This is a genomic window from Streptomyces sp. NPDC127068 (assembly GCF_042724695.1).
Taxonomy (GTDB): Bacteria; Actinomycetota; Actinomycetes; order Streptomycetales; family Streptomycetaceae; genus Streptomyces.
The window spans coordinates 81,857-97,553 of record NZ_JBHXEN010000011.1 but is presented as its reverse complement, the minus strand read 5'-3'; the positions used below and the strand labels follow the sequence as shown (position 1 = coordinate 97,553).

The window sequence follows — 15,697 nt, the reverse complement described above, 5'->3', positions numbered from 1 at the left end:
GGTGGTGGTTTCGCGCACTCCACCGGGGCTTCGGGCCCCGGGACTCCTCACCGATCGGACGGCCGTCCGCCCCACACCCCCCGGGGCGTCCGGCCTGCCGGTCCTGTCGGCCGCCTCGGAACCACCCCCCCTGTTCCGAGGCGGCCGAGTGCGTTCCCGGTCGCCGTGGGCGCGCTGGGTGCGGCACTGCTCGTCCTCTTCGCCCTCGTCACCTGGCAGGTCGCCGCTCGGGGCCCGCTGCTCGCCCGGGACGTGACGCTGGCCGCCCGGCTGAGGTCCGGTGGACTGCCGGGCGGGGCCGCCGAACTCCTCGCCGACCTCGGGTCGGTGGCCGTCGTGCTGCCCGTGCTGCTGCTGGTCGCCGGGTGGGCGGGGTGGCGGGCGCGCGCCGCGGGGGCGGGGCGCTGGTGGGCGGGGCCCGGGTCGGCGCTGGTGCTGCTGGCGGTGGTACCGCTGCTGGTGGTGCCGTTGAAGGCGTGGATCGCGCGGCCGGGCCCGCCCTCGATGGCCGGTACCGGGTTCTATCCGTCGGGACACACGGCGACGGCGGTGGTCGGGTACGGGGCGGCGGTGCTGCTCCTGTTGCCCTGGGTGCGCGGTGCGTGGCCGCGGCGGTGGCTGGTGGTCGGCTGTCTCGTCCTGAACGCGGGGGTGGGGTACGGGCTGGTGCGCCGGGGCTACCACTGGCCGCTGGACGTGGTCGGGAGCTGGGCGCTGTTCGGTGCGCTGCTGGTGGGGCCCGCGCTGTGGTGGCGCGGGCGGGGTGGCCCGCCGGACGGATGAGGTCCGGCGGGCCGGGCGGTCAGCGGCGCCAGGTGTCGAAGTTGCGGGAGAAATCGGTGTTGTTGTGCCGGTCCCAGTTGATGGACCAGCTCATCAGGCCGCGGAGCTTCGGCCAGACGCCGTGCGTCCGGTAGGTGCCGCAGCTGGTGCCCTTGGTGAGGCAGTCGAGGGCCTTGTTGACCTCCGCGGACGAGACGTGGCCGTTGCCCGCGTTGACCGAGGCGGGCATGCCGATGGCGATCTGCTCGGGGCGCAGGGCCGGGAACACGTTGGCCGTGTCACCCGCGACCGGGAAGCCGGTGAGCAGCATGTCCGTCATGGCGATGTGGAAGTCCGCGCCGCCCATCGAGTGATACTGGTTGTCCAGGCCCATGATCGAGCCGGAGTTGTAGTCCTGGACGTGGAGCAGGGTGAGGTCCTCGCGCAGGGCGTGGATCACAGGCAGGTAGGAGCCCGCGCGCGGGTCCTGACCGCCCCAGCGCCCGGTGCCGTAGTACTGGTAGCCGAGCTGTACGAAGAACGTCTCGGGGGCCATGGTCAACACGAACTTGGCGCCGTACTTGGCCTTGAGGGTCTTGATGGCCTGGATCAGGTTGACGATCACCGGGGTGGTGGGGTTCTTGAAGTCGGTGTCGTTGGCGTTCAGGGACAGCGAGTGGCCCTCGAAGTCGATGTCGAGTCCGTCGAGGCCGTACTCATCGATGATCTTCGAGACGGAGGTGACGAACGCGTCGCGCGCGGCGGTGGAGTTCAGCTGGACCTGGCCGTTCTGGCCGCCGATGGAGATGAGGACCTTCTTGCCCTGGGCCTGCTTCGCCTTGATGGCGGCCTTGAACTCGGCGTCGCTCTCGACGTTCGGGCACTGGGTCACCGGGCAGCGGTTGAAGCGGATGTCGCCGGAGGTGACGGAGGTGGGTTCGCCGAAGGCGAGGTGGATGACGTCCCAGCTGTCGGGGACGTCGGCCATGCGGACGTACCCGGCGCCGTTGGCGAAGCTCGCGTGGAGGTAGCCGACCAGGGCCTTGGCCGGCAGGGCGTCGGGTTCGCCGACGGTGGTGTTCACCGTGACCGCCGGCGCCCGCGGTGACTCCCCGGCGTCGTTGGCCGAGGTGATGGTGACGACGTAGGTGGTGTTGGGGGTCAGTCCGCCGAGCGTGGTGCGCGTCGTGGTGCCGGTGACGGTCTGGGCCCGTTGGCCGTTGACGTAGAGGTGGTAGCTGGTGGCGCCCGGGACGGCGTTCCAGCTCATGGTGGCCGACTGGGCGCTGACCGAAGCGGCCGTCAGGCCCGTGGGGGTGGGCGGCGGCAGGCCCGGGTCGACGGAGGGACCGACGAGGGTGATGTCGTCGGCGTGGTAGGCGGGCGTTCCGTACCAGCCGTGGGTATAGATGGTGATCTTGTTGGTGGTGGGGCCGGTGCGGAAGGTGTGGCCGAGGGGGTGCCAGTCGGTGGCGGACTGCGTCCAGCTGAAGCCGTCGCCCGAGGGGCCGCCGGTGCCCGTGACGCCGAGGTAGACGTAGCTGCCCCGGACGTAACCGCTGAGCGTGTACTGGGAGTCGGGCTTCACGGTGACGGTCTGGGAGCAGCGGGCGTTGTCGCCGCCCGACGGGGTGGCGCGCAGTGCTGACGCCCCGGTGCGGACGGGGGTGGTGACGGTGGCTCCGCTGCCCGCGGAGCAGTTCCAGCCGGTGAGGCCGGTTTCGAAGCCGCCGTTGCGGACGAGGTCGGCATCGGCCGCACGGGCGACCGATGACGTGAGGGTGATGCCGGGCAGGACGGCCAGGACGAGGGCCGCGAGCACGGCGAGGAGTCTGGGACGGAATCCGCGTACGGGGGGACGTACGCGTCGTCTGGTGCGTTCCACTACATCCTCCGGATATGGGGGAAGGTGAAGCAGGAAGTGTGTCGTGGAGCGCGCTCAACTTGGTTCAGACCAATTCCGTTGTCAAGACCTCTCGCGACGATCCGTCGCGTTCACCCGGCTCCCCGGACGCTTCCCGACGCCGACGCCGGTGCCGTCACGGGTGCCCTTCGTCCGCGCCGGACGGCGCGCCGACCTCAGCCGCCGGCCCCGCGGGCGCGGATCGCCGCCGCCTCGTGCATGGCGAGTTCGAGCAGCGTGGGGTCGGTGAGGGTGCCGCGGCCGTCCGGGGGGATTAGCCAGCGCACCTTGCCGGTGGCCCGCCCCGGGTAGGGCACCACGATCCAGGTGCCCCGGCCGGCGCCGCGCACCCCCGTGCCGAGCCAACGGGTGGCCGTGCCGGGCGGGACGAAGAAGCCGGTGCGCAGGTCGCCGAAGTCGGCGAGCACGGGTCCCGGACGGTCGAGGACGCGCGTGAGCACGTCGAGGGTGGGGTAGCCGAGTTCGCCCGGCAGGATGAGCACGTCCCACAGGCGCCCGGCCGGGAGCAGGGTGACCCCGAGGGGGTTGCGTTCCCACTCCCGGCGGCAGTCGTCGGGGGCGGGCGCCGCCGACACCAGCCATTCCACAGCGGACTTGGGCAAGGGCCCGGTCATAGTCGTGTCCTCCGTTGTCCTCACGGGGCCGCACGGTGCGGCCGGTGAGGAGAGGAGGAGGGGGCGCGCGCATTACGCGAGTCGCCGCTACTTGCTGGTAGTGAGCTGCGTCACAGCACCCCGCCCCGGGGTGGGGGCGGGGTGGGCGGGTGTCCGGTTCAGCTGTCGAAGCCGAGTCCCAGCCGGTCCAGGGTCCGCAGCCACAGGTTGCGGTGGCCCTCGTTCCGGTCGGCGTGGGCCAGGGACCACTTGGTGAGGGCGATGCCCGTCCAGGCGAAGGGTTCGGGCGGGAACGGCAGCGGCTTCTTGCGGACCATCTCCAGTTCCGTGCGCTCGGTGCGCTCGCCGGCGAGCAGGTCGAGCATCACGTCGGCGCCGAAGCGGGTGGCGCCGACGCCGAGCCCGGTGTACCCGGCCGCGTAGGCGACCCGCCCTTCGTGGGCGGTGCCGAAGAAGGCGGAGAACCGGGAGCAGGTGTCGATCGCCCCGCCCCACGCATGGCTGAAGCGCACCCCTTCGAGCTGCGGGAAGTAGCCGAAGAAGTGCCGGGCGAGCCGGGCGTACGTCTCGGGCCGCTCGTCGTACTCGGCGCGCACCCGTCCGCCGTACGGGTAGATCGCGTCGTAGCCGCCCCACAGGATGCGGTCGTCGGCGGTCAACCGGAAGTAGTGGAACTGGTTGGCCGTGTCGCCGAGCCCCTGCCGGCCCTGCCAGCCGATCGAGGCGCGTTGCTCCGGGGTCAGCGGCTCGGTCATCAGCGCGTAGTCGTACACCGGCACGACGTACGGGCGCACCCGCTTGACCAGCGACGGGAACACGTTGGTGCCCAGGGCCACCTGGCGGGCGAGGATCCTGCCGTACGGGGTGCGCACGCCCATGCCGGCGCCCCGGCGCACCAGGGACAAGGCGGGGGTGCGCTCGTGGATGCGCACGCCCAGGGACAGGCAGGCCGCCTTGAGGCCCCACACCAGTTTCGCGGGGTGCAGCATCGCCACCCCGTCGCGGTCCCAGACCCCGGCGCGCAGGAGCGGCGAGTCGACCTGGGCGCGCACGGCCTCCTCGTCCAGGAACTCGATGCCGTCCCCGAGGCCCTGGCGCCGCACGTCCTGGTGCCAGGTGCGCAGTTCCTCGGCCTGGTAGGGCTCGGTGGCGACGTCGATCTCACCGGTCCGCTCGAACTCGCAGTCGATGCCGTAGCGGGCGACGGCCGCCTCGATCTCGTCGAGGTTGCGGGCGCCGAGCTTCTCCAGGGTGCCGATCTCGTGGGGCCAGCGGCTCAGTCCGTTGTCCAGGCCGTGGGTGAGCGAGGCGGCGCAGAAACCGCCGTTGCGGCCCGATGCCGCCCAGCCCACCTCACGGCCCTCGATCAGGACGACGTCCCGGTCGGGTTCGCGCTCCTTGGCGAGCAGCGCGGTCCACAGGCCGCTGTAGCCGCCGCCGATCACGAGCAGGTCGCACTGCTCGGTGCCGGTGAGCGCGGGCAGCACCGGGGGGCGGCCCGGGTCGTCGAGCCAGAAGGACACGGGGCGGGCGTCGGCGAGCGACGCGGTCCAGCGGTTCATGGCGCCTGCGGCCATGATGTCAACTCCCTACCAGGGTGGTACCGGTCATGACAGCCGCTTCCGGCGGCGGTTGCTGATCACCATGCCGATCAGCACGAACAGTACGGCGATCAGGAACATGGCCGTGCCGATGACATTGATCTGAACGGGCGTTCCGCGCTGCGCCGAGCCCCAGACGAACATCGGGAACGTGACGGTGGAGCCCGCGGTGAAGTTGGTGATGATGAAGTCGTCGAAGGACAGCGCGAAGGCGAGCAGCGCGCCCGCCGCGATGCCGGGGGCCGCGATCGGCAGCGTCACCCGCAGGAAGGTCTGGACGGGGCCGGCGTACAGGTCCTGCGCGGCCTGTTCGAGGCGGGGGTCCATGGACATGACCCGGGCCTTGACCGCGGTCACCACGAAGCTCAGGCAGAACATGACGTGCGCGATGAGCACCGTCCGGAAGCCGAGCTCCGCCCCCATGTTCAGGAAGAGCGTCAGCAGCGAGGCGGCCATGACGACCTCGGGCATCGCCATCGGCATGAAGATCAGCGAGCTGATCGCGCCCCGGGCCCGGAACCGGTACCTGACCAGCGCGAACGCGATCATCGTGCCCAGTGCGGTGGCGGCGAGGGTCGACCAGGCGGCGATCTGGAGGCTGAGCGACAGCGAGCCGCACAGGTCGGCGACCCCGCAGGGGTCCTGCCACGCCTCGGTGGAGAAGTTCTGCCACTCGTAGTTGTAGCGGCCCTTCGGCTGGTTGAAGGAGAACACCGTGACGATGACGTTCGGCAGCAGCAGGTAGCCGAGGGTCAGCAGACCGGCGAGGACGACGAGGTGGCGGCGGATCCAACGCAGGAGGCTCATCAGACCAGGTCCTCCGTCCCGGACTTGCGGATGTAGAGGGTGACCACGACGAGGATCGCGGCCATCAGCAGGAACGACAGTGCGGCGGCCGTCGGGTAGTCGAGCACGCGCAGGAACTGGGTCTGGATGACGTTGCCGATCATCCGGGTGTCGGTGGAGCCCAGGAGGTCGGCGTTGACGTAGTCGCCGGACGCCGGGATGAAGGTGAGGAGGGTGCCGGAGACCACGCCCGGCATCGACAGCGGGAACGTCACCTTGCGGAAGGTGGTGAACGGCCGCGCGTACAGGTCGCCGGCCGCCTCGTGGAGCCGCCCGTCGATCCGTTCCAGGGAGGTGTACAGCGGGAGGATCATGAACGGGAGGAAGTTGTAGGTCAGCCCGCAGATCACCGCGAGCGGGGTGGCGAGCACCCGGTCGCCGTCCGTCATCCCCAGCCAGCTGGTGACGTCCAGGACGTGCAGGGTGCCCAGGAGTTCGACCAGGGGTCCGCTGTCGGCGAGGATCGTCTTCCAGGCCAGGGTGCGGATCAGGAAGCTGGTGAAGAAGGGGGCGATCACCAGGACGAGGACCACGTTGCGCCAGCGGCCGGCCCGGAAGGCGATCAGGTACGCCAGCGGGTAGCCGAGCAGCAGGCACAGCACCGTCGCCGAGCCCGCGTACAGCACCGAGCGCAGGAACTGCGGACCGTACTCGGTGAGGGCGTCCCAGTAGGTCGCGAAGTGCCAGGTGACCTCGAAGCCCTCTTCGAGGGAGCCCGTCTGCACGGAGGTCGACGCCTGGTAGACCAGCGGCAGCACGAAGAACACCAGCAGCCACAGGACGCCGGGCAGCAGCAGCCAGTACGGGACCAGCCGCCCGCGCTTGCGGCGCCGTGGCGGCGGCGCTCCGGCGCCGGGCGCCGTGGACGCCTCGGGCGCGGTGGGGTCCTCGGTGGTGTCGGCGACGGCGGTCACGCTGCCTCCCCCGCCGGAGCGCCGCCCTGGACATCGTCGACGCCTGCTACGCCCGTGCTCGCGGCACCCTCGTCGGCGTCCAGTCCGAAGGTGTGCGCCGGGTTCCAGTGCAGGACGACCCGCGCTCCGGGCACCAGCCGCGCGTCCCGCTCCACGTTCTGGACGTACACCTCCAGGCGCGAACCGGCGGGCGCGTCGGGGCTGTCGACCAGGTACTGGGTGGACACCCCGATGAAGCTGGTCGCGGCGATCGTCCCGGTGACCCGGTTGCGGCCGGCCGCGACCCCGTTCGCGTCCTCGGCGTGCGTGAGGGATATCTTCTCCGGCCGGATGCCGACGAGCACCTTCCCGCCCGGGGCGGCCCGGCCCGGACAGCGCGCCGCCGGCAGCCGCAGGGTGCCCTCCGCCGCCCGGACCACGAGGTCCTCGCCGTCACGGGCCTCGACGGACGCCCCGATGAGGTTGGAGGTGCCCAGGAAGTTGGCGACGAACGGCGTCCGCGGCAGGTCGTACAGGTCCGCGGGGGCGCCGAGCTGCTCCACCCGGCCCTGGTTCATCACCGCGACGGTGTCGGCCATCGTCATGGCCTCCTCCTGGTCGTGGGTGACGTGCACGAAGGTGATGCCGACCTCGGTCTGGATGCGCTTGAGTTCGAGCTGCATCTGGCGGCGCAGCTTCAGGTCGAGGGCGCCCAGCGGCTCGTCGAGCAACAGCACCTTGGGGTGGTTGATGAGCGCCCGGGCCACGGCGACGCGCTGCTGCTGACCGCCGGAGAGCTGGTGCGGCTTGCGGCGGGCGAAGTCCCCCAGCTGCACCAGGTCGAGCATCTCCCCGACCTGCTCCCCTACCGATCGGACGCCCCGCCGGCGCAGCCCGAAGGCCACGTTCTCGAAGATGTCGAGGTGCGGGAAGAGCGCGTACGACTGGAAGACCGTGTTCACCGGCCGCTTGTAGGGCGGCAGCGCGGTCACGTCCTGGTCGCCGAGGAGGACGGTGCCGGTCGTGGGCTCCTCCAGTCCCGCGATCATCCGCAGGGTGGTGGTCTTGCCGCAGCCGGAGGCGCCGAGCAGCGCGAAGAAGGAGCCCTGCGGCACCGTGAGGTCGAGCGGGTGCACGGCGATGGAGGAGCCGTACGACTTGCTGATCCCGGTGAGGCGGACATCGCCGCCGTGTTCGGTCGTCATGGTGGATCCCGGAGGTCGAGGGACGAGGGGGCCAGGAGGCGGGGTACCGGGGGTGAAGGGTGGGGCGGCCGGTGGCACGTGTGCCGTACGGATGACGGCGGACGGCGGTCAGGCGCCGGTCAACTTGGCGAACTTCTCCTCGTACGCCGTCTCTTCCTTGGAGGACAGCGAACGGAAGGAGTGCGACTTCGACGCCATCTCCCGGTCGGGGATGATCAGCGGGTTGTCGGCCGCGCTCCGGTCGATCTTCGCCAGCTCGGCCTTGACGCCGTCGACGGGACACACGTAGTTGATGTACGCGGCGAGTCGGGCGGCGGGCCCCGGCTCGTAGTAGTAGTCGATCAGCCGCTCGGCGTTGCGCTTGTGGCGTGCCTTGTTGGGGATCAGCAGGTTGTCGGTGGCGATCATGTAGCCGCTGTCGGGGATGACGAAGTCGATGTCCGGGTTGTCGGCCTGGAGCTGGACGACGTCACCCGCCCAGGCCACGCACGCGGCGATGTCCCCCTTCGACAGGTCGGACGTGTAGTCGTTGCCGGTGAACCGGCGGACCTGGCCCCTGTCGACGGCCTTCTGCACCCGGGCGATCGCCGCGTCGAAGTCGTCGTCGGTGACCTTGCCGGGGTCCTTGCCCAGGTCGAGCAGGGCGAGCCCCATGGTGTCCCGCATCTCCGACAGCAGCGAGACCCGGCCCTTGAGCTTCGGCTGGTCCAACAGGTCCCCGAAGGACCGCACCTCCAGCCCGTCGAGGGCCTTCTTGTTGTACGCGATGACCGCCGGAATGCCCGTCCACGGGTACGAGTAGGCCCGCCCGGGGTCCCAGTCGGGGCTGCGGAACTGCTGGGAGAGGTTGGCGTACGCGTGCGGCAGGTTGGCGGGGTCGAGCTTCTGCACCCAGCCGAAGCGGATCAGCCGGGCGGCCAGCCAGTCGGTGACGTTGATCAGGTCCCGCCCGATGTCCTGCCCGGCGGCGAGCTGCGGCTTGACCTTGCCGAAGAACTCGACGTTGTCGTTGATGTCCTCGGTGTACTTGACGGATATCCCGGTGCGCTCGCGGAACGCGTCCAGGGTGGGCCGCCGTTTGCCGCTCTCGTCGACGTCCATGTACTCGGTCCAGTTGGAGAAGACGACCCGCTTCTCCCGGTCCGAGTGGTCCTCGGAGCTGATGCCCTGCGGCTTGGCCGCCGGGGGGATGCCGCAGCCGCTCAGCGCGGCGACGCCGCCCGCGGCGAGCGCTCCCCCGGTCGAGGCGCGCAGCAGGGTGCGGCGGGAGAGGGCGGCCCTGCCGCCCCGCAGGCTGCGTCGCAGGGCGGCCGCCTGCGCCGGGGAGAGGGATTCTGGCTCGTACTGCATGCGCGTGGTGCCCCTTTCGTCAGGGGTGGGGCCGGTCTCGCGCCGAGCGGCCGGCCCCGGCGGTGCCGATGGGCTTACCGGTCTCCGAAGACCGTGCGGTGCCAGTCCTTCCTGGCCACCGCGGTGTTGTCGAACATGACGTGCTTGATCTGCGTGTACTCCTCGAAGGAGTACGCGGACATGTCCTTGCCGAAGCCGGACGCCCGGTACCCGCCGTGCGGCATCTCGCTGATGATCGGGATGTGGTCGTTGATCCAGACGCAGCCCGCCTGGATCTCGCGGGTCGCGCGGTGGGTGCGGTACACGTCCCGGCTCCACGCGGAGGCGGCGAGCCCGTACGGGGTGTCGTTGGCGAGCCGGATGCCCTCGTCGTCCTCGTCGAACGGGACGACGACCAGGACCGGTCCGAAGATCTCCGCCTGGACGATCTCGCTGTCCTGGGGGGCGTCCGCGATCAGGGTGGGCCGGTAGAAGGCGCCGCTCGACAGGTCGTCGCCGGGGGCCTCGCCGCCGGTCACCACCCGGGCGTAACCGCGGGCCCGGGTGACGAACCCGGCGACCCGGTCGCGGTGCGCGTGCGACACCAGGGGGCCCATGTCGGTGGCCCGGTCGAACGGGTCGCCGAGCCGGACGGTGACCATCAGGTCGGCGACCCCGGCGATGAACGCCTCGTACAGCGGGCGTTGCACGTAGGCACGGGTGGCGGCCGTGCAGTCCTGTCCGCTGTTGATGAGCGCCCCGGCGACCGCGCCGTGCACGGCGGCTTCCAGGTCGGCGTCGTCGAAGACCACGAAGGGCGCCTTGCCGCCCAGCTCCAGGTGGAGGCGCTTGACGGTGCTGGTGGCGATCTCCGCGACCCGCTTGCCGACCGCGGTGGAGCCGGTGAACGAGGTCATCGCCACGCCCGGATGGCCCACCAGGTGCTCGCCCGCCTCGGACCCCGCTCCCGTGACGACGTTGACGACGCCGTCGGGGAGGCCGGCCTCGACGGCCGCCTCGGCGAACATCAGCGAGGTCAGCGGGGTGAGTTCGGCGGGCTTCAGGACGATGGTGTTGCCCGCGGCGATCGCCGGGAGCACCTTCCAGGCGGCCATCTGGAGCGGATAGTTCCAGGGCGCGATGGAGCCGACGACGCCGATGGGCTCCCGGCGCACGTACGAGGTGTGGTCGCTGGAGTACTCGCCCGCCGACTGCCCCTGGAGGTGCCGGGCGGCGCCCGCGAAGAAGGCGGCGTTGTCGATCGTGCCGGGCACGTCGAACTCCCGGGTCAGCTTGATCGGTTTGCCGCACTGGAGGGACTCGGCCCGGGCGAGCTCGTCGGCGCGCTCGGCGAGGACGGAGGAGAAGCGGTGCAGGGCGTCGGAACGCTCACCGGGGGTGGCGCCCGCCCAGGCGGGGAACGCCCGCCCGGCCGCTTCGACGGCGGCGTCGACGTCCGCCGCGCCCGCCAGTTCGTACGTGTACACCGCGTCCCCCGTGGCGGGGTCGACGACGGTGTGGGTACGCCCTGAGGTGCCCTTCGTCGGACGGCCCCCGATGTGCTGGGCGCCCTCGGCGAAACGGTCCTGTGCCTCGAAGCGGTGGCCCGGGTGGTGCATGGCACTCTCCTCCGCCGTCGCCCGGTAACCGGGGCCCGGCGTAGCTTCGGCTCGATTTGAGTGCCGATCCTGACATGGGCCCCGAACGCCAACAAGTGATTCCGTTGTTGCCTTTTGGTTACGCGACGGAATCTGTCGACCACCTGTCGAGTCCAACGGAAAAACCCAGGACGGATTGTCCGTGGTGCGTGGGAAGGTGGCGTGCATGGGGGAACACAAGAAGCGCGCAGGTCAGCACAGATCCGACCGACGACCGGTGGCGGCCCTGCCCGGCCTTCGGGACCTGGAGGAACTACGAGGGGTGACGGCCTTCGGAATTCCCGTGGAGTACCTGTATTTCTGGGGCCACCGACCCTCCGCGGCGAACGGGGTGGACCGCAGTTGTCTGAGTCAGTGGTATCCGTCGCCGTTCTCGGTGGAGGGCGTCACCTACGCCACCGCGGAGCACTGGATGATGGCCGCGAAGGCCCGGTTGTTCGACGACCCGGAAGCCGAACGGGCGGCCCTGACGGCAGCGCATCCCGGCGCGGCGAAGGCAGCCGGTCGGCGGGTGCGGAACTTCGACGAGGCGCTCTGGGCCGGGGAGCGGCTCTCCCTGGTCGTGGAGGGCAACGTCCACAAGTTCGGTCAGCACCCGGCCCTGTGCGGGTTCCTGCTCGCCACGGGCTCGCGGGTGCTGGTGGAGGCGAGCCCGCACGACCGGATCTGGGGCATCGGCCTCACCGCGGACGACGCGCGCGCGGCCGACCCCCGACAGTGGCAAGGGCTCAATCTGCTGGGCTTCGCCTTGATGCGCGCCCGCACGGAGCTGCGCCGCGCCGCCGGGGCGGGCCGAACCGATGACGGGTACGGGGACGGGCCGGCCGGGGTCAGCGGCCCTCGACGAGGACGATCGCGACGGTGAGGCCGACGGCGAGCAGCAGGCCGACCCCTCCGCAGATCATCCCGGCCCGCGCCTGCCCCGGGTTGGTGGACAGTCCCTTGGCCACCCTCGACCGGGCGAGCCCCCCGTAGACCAGCGCCAGTACGCCCGTCACCAGGGTGACCGGCCAGAGCCACACGCCCAGCGAGACGATGCCGAGGATCTGCGCCGTCAGTCCGAAGCTGTTGTTCGGGGGCGGCGGGAAGGCACGCCACCCCGGGCCCGGGACGGAGTGGTGCACGGGGGCCGGAGGGGCGCCCGGGAAGGGGTACGGCACCGACAGTACGCCCGGGCCTTCGGGGCCCGGCGGCGGGGGCGGCACGGGTCTCGTCACGGGACCGGAGTGCGGCGTGCCGTGGGCCGGCAGCGGGGCGTACGCCACGGGCACGGGCGGGTGGGCGGTGACCCGCGCGGGGGACGGGGTCGCGAAGGGGTCCGCCGCCGGGCCGGTGTGCGCGGGGCGCTGCCGGTCCGGTGCGCTCGGGGGCAGCCGGTCCGCGGGGGACTTGCGGTCCGGGGGAAGCGCCCAGGGGTCGGCGGGGGCGGCACCGGACGTCGTACCGCCCGGGTCCCCGGCGTCGCCCGGGACGGGCCCGACCGGCCGGTCGCACGGCTCCCCCGGTTCCCGTCTCGCGTCCCGTCGCTCCTCGGACATCGCCCGCCCCCTCCGTCACCGGTCCGGTCATCGTACGACCCGGCACCGACCCGCCCGCGCCACCTACGATGAGCGGGCGCACCACCGATCAGCCGATCACCCGCGCCGTCCGCGGCGCCTTTCCCGGGGAGGACCCCTTGACCGATCTGCACGCCTTCATCGAAGGGCTGCCGAAGGCCGAACTGCACGTGCACCACGTCGGCTCCGCCTCCCCCCGGATCGTCTCCACGTTGGCCGCCCGGCACCCCGACTCCAAGGTGCCCACGGACCCCGAGGCCCTGGCGGACTACTTCTCCTTCACCGACTTCGCCCACTTCGTCGACGTCTACCTGTCGGTCGTGGACCTGGTCCGCACCCCCGAGGACGTCCGGCTGCTGACCTACGAGGTGGCGCGCGACCTCGGACGGCAGAACGTCCGGTACGCCGAGCTGACCGTCACCCCGTACTCCTCGGTCCGGCGGGGCATCGACGAGCGGGAGTTCATGGCCGCCATCGAGGACGCCCGCAAGGCCGCCGAGGCCGAGCTGGGCGTCACCTTGCGCTGGTGCTTCGACATTCCCGGCGAGGCCGGTCTCGCGGCGGCCGAGGAGACCGTCCGACTCGCCGTCACCGACGGGCTGCGGCCCGAGGGGCTGGTGTCGTTCGGGCTCGGCGGACCGGAGATCGGGGTGCCGCGGCCCCAGTTCAAGCCCTACTTCGACCGGGCGATCGCGGCCGGTCTGCACTCCGTGCCGCACGCCGGCGAGACCACCGGCCCGGAGACCGTCTGGGACGCGCTGCGCGAGCTGGGCGCCGAGCGGATCGGCCACGGCACCAGCGCCGCCCAGGACCCGGCGCTGCTCGCGCACCTCGCCGAGCACCGGATCGCCCTGGAGGTGTGCCCGACGTCGAACGTCGCGACCCGTGCGGTGTCCAGCCTGGCGGAGCACCCGCTCGCGGCGATGGTCGAGGCCGGCGTCCTGGTCACCATCAACTCCGACGACCCGCCGATGTTCGGCACGGACCTCAACAGCGAGTACGGCGTGGCGGCCCGGCTGCTCGACCTCGACGAGCGGGGGATCGCGGACCTCGCCAAGAACGCCGTGGAGGCGTCGTTCCTGGACCCCGCGGGCAAGACCCGGCTGGCCGAGGAGATCGACGCGTACACGGCTGCCTGGTCCGCACGGTGACGTCCCGCCGCCGGTGACCCACGCGTACCGGACGGACGTACGGTACGGCCGGGTGAGCGCCACCGGCCGTACCGCGCCGGCCCGTTGCGGGGTGGGCGCCGCGCCGGTGCGGGCCTCGCGCACAATGTCCCCATGCGCGCTGTCACCACCGTCGCCCACCGCGGCGACCCGTACCGGGTCCGTGAGAACACCCTGCCGTCGCTGCGCTCCGCGCTCGCGCTCGGGGCGGACGCCGTGGAGGTCGACGTCCGGCTCACCCGGGACGGGGTGCCGGTCCTGCTGCACGACGCGACCCTCACCCGACTGTGGGGGCACGACCGCGCGTTGGACGGCCTGCGGGCCGAGGAGCTGCGGGAGCTGACCGGCGGCGGGGTGCCGACCCTGGTCGACGCGCTGGCCGCGGCCGACGGGGCCCGGGTGATGGTCGACCTGCCCGGTGCGTCGCCCGCCGGGGCGCGCCGGATCATGGGCGTGATCCGGGACTGCGGGGCCGCCGACCGCGTGTACTACTGCGCGGGGGCGCGCACCATGCTCGCCGTCCGGGCGGCCGACCCCGCCGCCGAGATCGCGCTCACCTGGACGACCCTCGCCCCGCCCCGGCCCGCACTGCTCGACGCGGTACGGCCGCGCTGGCTCAACTACCGCTTCGGGCTGGTCGACCGGGCGCTCGCCAGGCGGGTCCACGAGGGCGGCCACTTGCTGTCGGTGTGGACGCCGGACACCCGCCGGTCCATGCGGCGGCTGCTCGCGGCGGGCGTCGACTCGATCACCACCAACCGCGTCGCCACCCTCACCGCTCTGCGGCTCCCGGGGCCCGGCCGTCCCGGCGCCGGCCCGGACCACCCGGCGAGCCCTGGCTGACGGTCCCTCATGTCTCCGTGGAAACCCCGAGGTTGCCTAGGGGTCGGGCCCCTCCCCGATGACGAGGCGGGGGCGCCGCGGGCCGATGAGACTGGGGTGGTCGATCACCGAGCAGTCACCAGAGGACACCATGAACCGGACCCGTTCCGCGGCCGTCGCCGCCGCCCTCGTCACCGCACTGGTCTCCGGTGCGCTGGCCGCGCCCGCCGTGGCCGCGCCGGTTGCCCCGGCCGCCGCGGCCACGACCGCGCCCGACGACCTCAACCGGACGGCGCTGCGCGCGGCCCTCGCCGGCCTGCCGAACGCGGACGCGACCTCGGCCCAGGTCCGGGTGGGCGGCGGGGCGGTCTGGCGGGGCTCGGCGGGCGTCCGGGACCTGGAGTCGGGGCGCGCGGCCCTGCGGGACGGGCGGTTCCGCGCCGGGTCCACCACCAAGGTCGTCACCAGTGCGCTGGTGCTCCAACTGGCCGCCGAGGGGCGGATCGACCTGGACGCTCCGGTGCAGCGCTACCTCCCCGACCTGTTGCCGTCGACCTTCGACCCGGTGGCCGTGCGGCACCTGTTGACCTACACCAGCGGCATCCAGTCGGCGGACGGACCGCCGAAGACCTGGGACGAGGAGTACGCGGGGCGGCTGGACACGCTGGACTACCGCGAGGTGGTGGCCGCGGGGGTCGCCAGGGGGCCCGCGCACGATCCGGGCGACGCCCAGCGGTACGCGAACATCCATTACACGATCCTCGGCATGCTCGTCGAGGAGGTGACGGGCCGCCCGTTCGCACGGGAGGCGCAGCGGCGGATCTTCGGTCCGCTGGGGATGCGGGACACGTACTTCCCGGGCAGCGATCCGGAGATCCGCGGCCCGCACAACCGGGGCTACCAGAAGGTGCGGAAGGCGGACGGGACGACCGGGTACGTCGACGTGACGCGCTGGAACCAGTACGACCGCTTCGCGGCGGGCGACATGATCTCCACGACCGCCGACCTGGAACGGCTGATGAAGGCGCTGGTGCGGGGGAAGGTGGTCCCCGAGCCGCAGCTGGCGGAGATGTTCACGCTGCCCGAGGTGAAGGACCCGAAGGGCGCGTCGATGAGCGCGGGCTTCCAGCTGTTCGCCGTGCCGGGCGGGCCGAAGGTGTGGCTGAAGACGGGCGGACGGCACGGGTACCACACGATGGTCGCCGTGAGCGAGGACCGCACCCGTACCCTGGTGCACTCGGTCACCAGCACGGACGCGAAGGGGCCCGACATGAGTGCGACCGCCCTGGCCATCGGGCTGGCCGCGTTCACCCCGTGA

General features: G+C 72.1%; 14 protein-coding genes. 5 read left to right on the top strand and 9 right to left on the bottom strand.

Annotated features, from left to right (window positions below):
• Nucleotides 1–165: 165 nt before the first annotated feature.
• Nucleotides 166–783, top strand: coding sequence for a phosphatase PAP2 family protein (locus tag ACFWIA_RS09490; RefSeq protein WP_387002055.1), 618 nt, complete (start codon nucleotides 166–168; stop codon nucleotides 781–783).
• Between the two features lie 19 nt (nucleotides 784–802).
• Here ACFWIA_RS09490 and ACFWIA_RS09485 read toward each other — a convergent pair whose 3' ends face one another.
• The 8 genes from ACFWIA_RS09485 to ACFWIA_RS09450 all read right to left on the bottom strand — a co-directional run bounded on the left by ACFWIA_RS09485 (nucleotide 803) and on the right by ACFWIA_RS09450 (nucleotide 10,793).
• A complete protein-coding gene (locus ACFWIA_RS09485; RefSeq protein ID WP_387002053.1) occupies nucleotides 803–2,647 on the bottom strand; it encodes a chitinase in 1,845 nt (614 codons plus the stop codon).
• A 194-nt stretch (nucleotides 2,648–2,841) separates the two neighbouring features.
• Nucleotides 2,842–3,300, bottom strand: coding sequence for a hypothetical protein (locus ACFWIA_RS09480; RefSeq protein WP_387002051.1), 459 nt, complete (start codon nucleotides 3,298–3,300; stop codon nucleotides 2,842–2,844).
• A gap of 158 nt (nucleotides 3,301–3,458) precedes the next feature.
• Nucleotides 3,459–4,877, bottom strand: coding sequence for an NAD(P)/FAD-dependent oxidoreductase (locus ACFWIA_RS09475; RefSeq protein ID WP_387002049.1), 1,419 nt, complete (start codon nucleotides 4,875–4,877; stop codon nucleotides 3,459–3,461).
• Between the two features lie 30 nt (nucleotides 4,878–4,907).
• A complete protein-coding gene (locus ACFWIA_RS09470) occupies nucleotides 4,908–5,708 on the bottom strand; it encodes an ABC transporter permease (RefSeq protein WP_387002047.1) in 801 nt (266 codons plus the stop codon).
• The gene (locus ACFWIA_RS09465; protein ID WP_387002045.1) at nucleotides 5,708–6,661 is read right to left on the bottom strand and encodes an ABC transporter permease; all 954 of its coding nucleotides are present in this window, start codon (nucleotides 6,659–6,661) and stop codon (nucleotides 5,708–5,710) included. Before ACFWIA_RS09465 ends, ACFWIA_RS09470 begins: the two co-directional genes overlap by 1 nt.
• The gene (locus ACFWIA_RS09460) at nucleotides 6,658–7,845 is read right to left on the bottom strand and encodes an ABC transporter ATP-binding protein (RefSeq protein ID WP_387002043.1); all 1,188 of its coding nucleotides are present in this window, start codon (nucleotides 7,843–7,845) and stop codon (nucleotides 6,658–6,660) included. Before ACFWIA_RS09460 ends, ACFWIA_RS09465 begins: the two co-directional genes overlap by 4 nt.
• A gap of 108 nt (nucleotides 7,846–7,953) precedes the next feature.
• Nucleotides 7,954–9,195, bottom strand: coding sequence for a spermidine/putrescine ABC transporter substrate-binding protein (locus ACFWIA_RS09455; protein WP_387002041.1), 1,242 nt, complete (start codon nucleotides 9,193–9,195; stop codon nucleotides 7,954–7,956).
• Between the two features lie 74 nt (nucleotides 9,196–9,269).
• Nucleotides 9,270–10,793, bottom strand: coding sequence for a gamma-aminobutyraldehyde dehydrogenase (locus ACFWIA_RS09450; RefSeq protein ID WP_387002039.1), 1,524 nt, complete (start codon nucleotides 10,791–10,793; stop codon nucleotides 9,270–9,272).
• 205 nt (nucleotides 10,794–10,998) lie between these two features.
• Here ACFWIA_RS09450 and ACFWIA_RS09445 point away from each other — a divergent pair, with 205 nt between their 5' ends.
• The gene (locus tag ACFWIA_RS09445; protein WP_387002037.1) at nucleotides 10,999–11,697 is read left to right on the top strand and encodes an NADAR family protein; all 699 of its coding nucleotides are present in this window, start codon (nucleotides 10,999–11,001) and stop codon (nucleotides 11,695–11,697) included.
• Here the strand turns inward: ACFWIA_RS09445 and ACFWIA_RS09440 are convergent.
• A complete protein-coding gene (locus ACFWIA_RS09440) occupies nucleotides 11,663–12,370 on the bottom strand; it encodes a hypothetical protein (protein WP_387002035.1) in 708 nt (235 codons plus the stop codon). The genes ACFWIA_RS09445 and ACFWIA_RS09440 overlap by 35 nt on opposite strands.
• Before the next feature lie 68 nt (nucleotides 12,371–12,438).
• On the opposite strand from ACFWIA_RS09440, the gene ACFWIA_RS09435 reads away from it, so the two are divergent.
• The 3 genes from ACFWIA_RS09435 to ACFWIA_RS09425 all read left to right on the top strand — a co-directional run bounded on the left by ACFWIA_RS09435 (nucleotide 12,439) and on the right by ACFWIA_RS09425 (nucleotide 15,697).
• Nucleotides 12,439–13,539, top strand: coding sequence for an adenosine deaminase (locus ACFWIA_RS09435; protein ID WP_387002033.1), 1,101 nt, complete (start codon nucleotides 12,439–12,441; stop codon nucleotides 13,537–13,539).
• Between the two features lie 132 nt (nucleotides 13,540–13,671).
• Nucleotides 13,672–14,400, top strand: coding sequence for a glycerophosphodiester phosphodiesterase (locus ACFWIA_RS09430; RefSeq protein WP_387002031.1), 729 nt, complete (start codon nucleotides 13,672–13,674; stop codon nucleotides 14,398–14,400).
• Between the two features lie 130 nt (nucleotides 14,401–14,530).
• A complete protein-coding gene (locus ACFWIA_RS09425) occupies nucleotides 14,531–15,697 on the top strand; it encodes a serine hydrolase domain-containing protein (RefSeq protein ID WP_387002029.1) in 1,167 nt (388 codons plus the stop codon).

Excerpts from the sequence above, each read along its gene's own strand:
- ACFWIA_RS09480 (WP_387002051.1), bottom strand. The coding sequence starts at position 3,300 with ATGACCGGGCCCTTGCCCAAGTCCGCTGTGGAATGGCTGGTGTCGGCG.
- ACFWIA_RS09475 (WP_387002049.1), bottom strand. The coding sequence starts at position 4,877 with ATGGCCGCAGGCGCCATGAACCGCTGGACCGCGTCGCTCGCCGACGCC.
- ACFWIA_RS09470 (WP_387002047.1), bottom strand. The coding sequence starts at position 5,708 with ATGAGCCTCCTGCGTTGGATCCGCCGCCACCTCGTCGTCCTCGCCGGT.
- ACFWIA_RS09460 (WP_387002043.1), bottom strand. The coding sequence starts at position 7,845 with ATGACGACCGAACACGGCGGCGATGTCCGCCTCACCGGGATCAGCAAG.
- ACFWIA_RS09455 (WP_387002041.1), bottom strand. The coding sequence starts at position 9,195 with ATGCAGTACGAGCCAGAATCCCTCTCCCCGGCGCAGGCGGCCGCCCTG.
- ACFWIA_RS09450 (WP_387002039.1), bottom strand. The coding sequence starts at position 10,793 with ATGCACCACCCGGGCCACCGCTTCGAGGCACAGGACCGTTTCGCCGAG.
- ACFWIA_RS09445 (WP_387002037.1), top strand. The coding sequence starts at position 10,999 with ATGGGGGAACACAAGAAGCGCGCAGGTCAGCACAGATCCGACCGACGA.
- ACFWIA_RS09440 (WP_387002035.1), bottom strand. The coding sequence starts at position 12,370 with ATGTCCGAGGAGCGACGGGACGCGAGACGGGAACCGGGGGAGCCGTGC.
- ACFWIA_RS09435 (WP_387002033.1), top strand. The coding sequence starts at position 12,439 with ATGAGCGGGCGCACCACCGATCAGCCGATCACCCGCGCCGTCCGCGGC.
- ACFWIA_RS09430 (WP_387002031.1), top strand. The coding sequence starts at position 13,672 with ATGCGCGCTGTCACCACCGTCGCCCACCGCGGCGACCCGTACCGGGTC.
- ACFWIA_RS09425 (WP_387002029.1), top strand. The coding sequence starts at position 14,531 with ATGAACCGGACCCGTTCCGCGGCCGTCGCCGCCGCCCTCGTCACCGCA.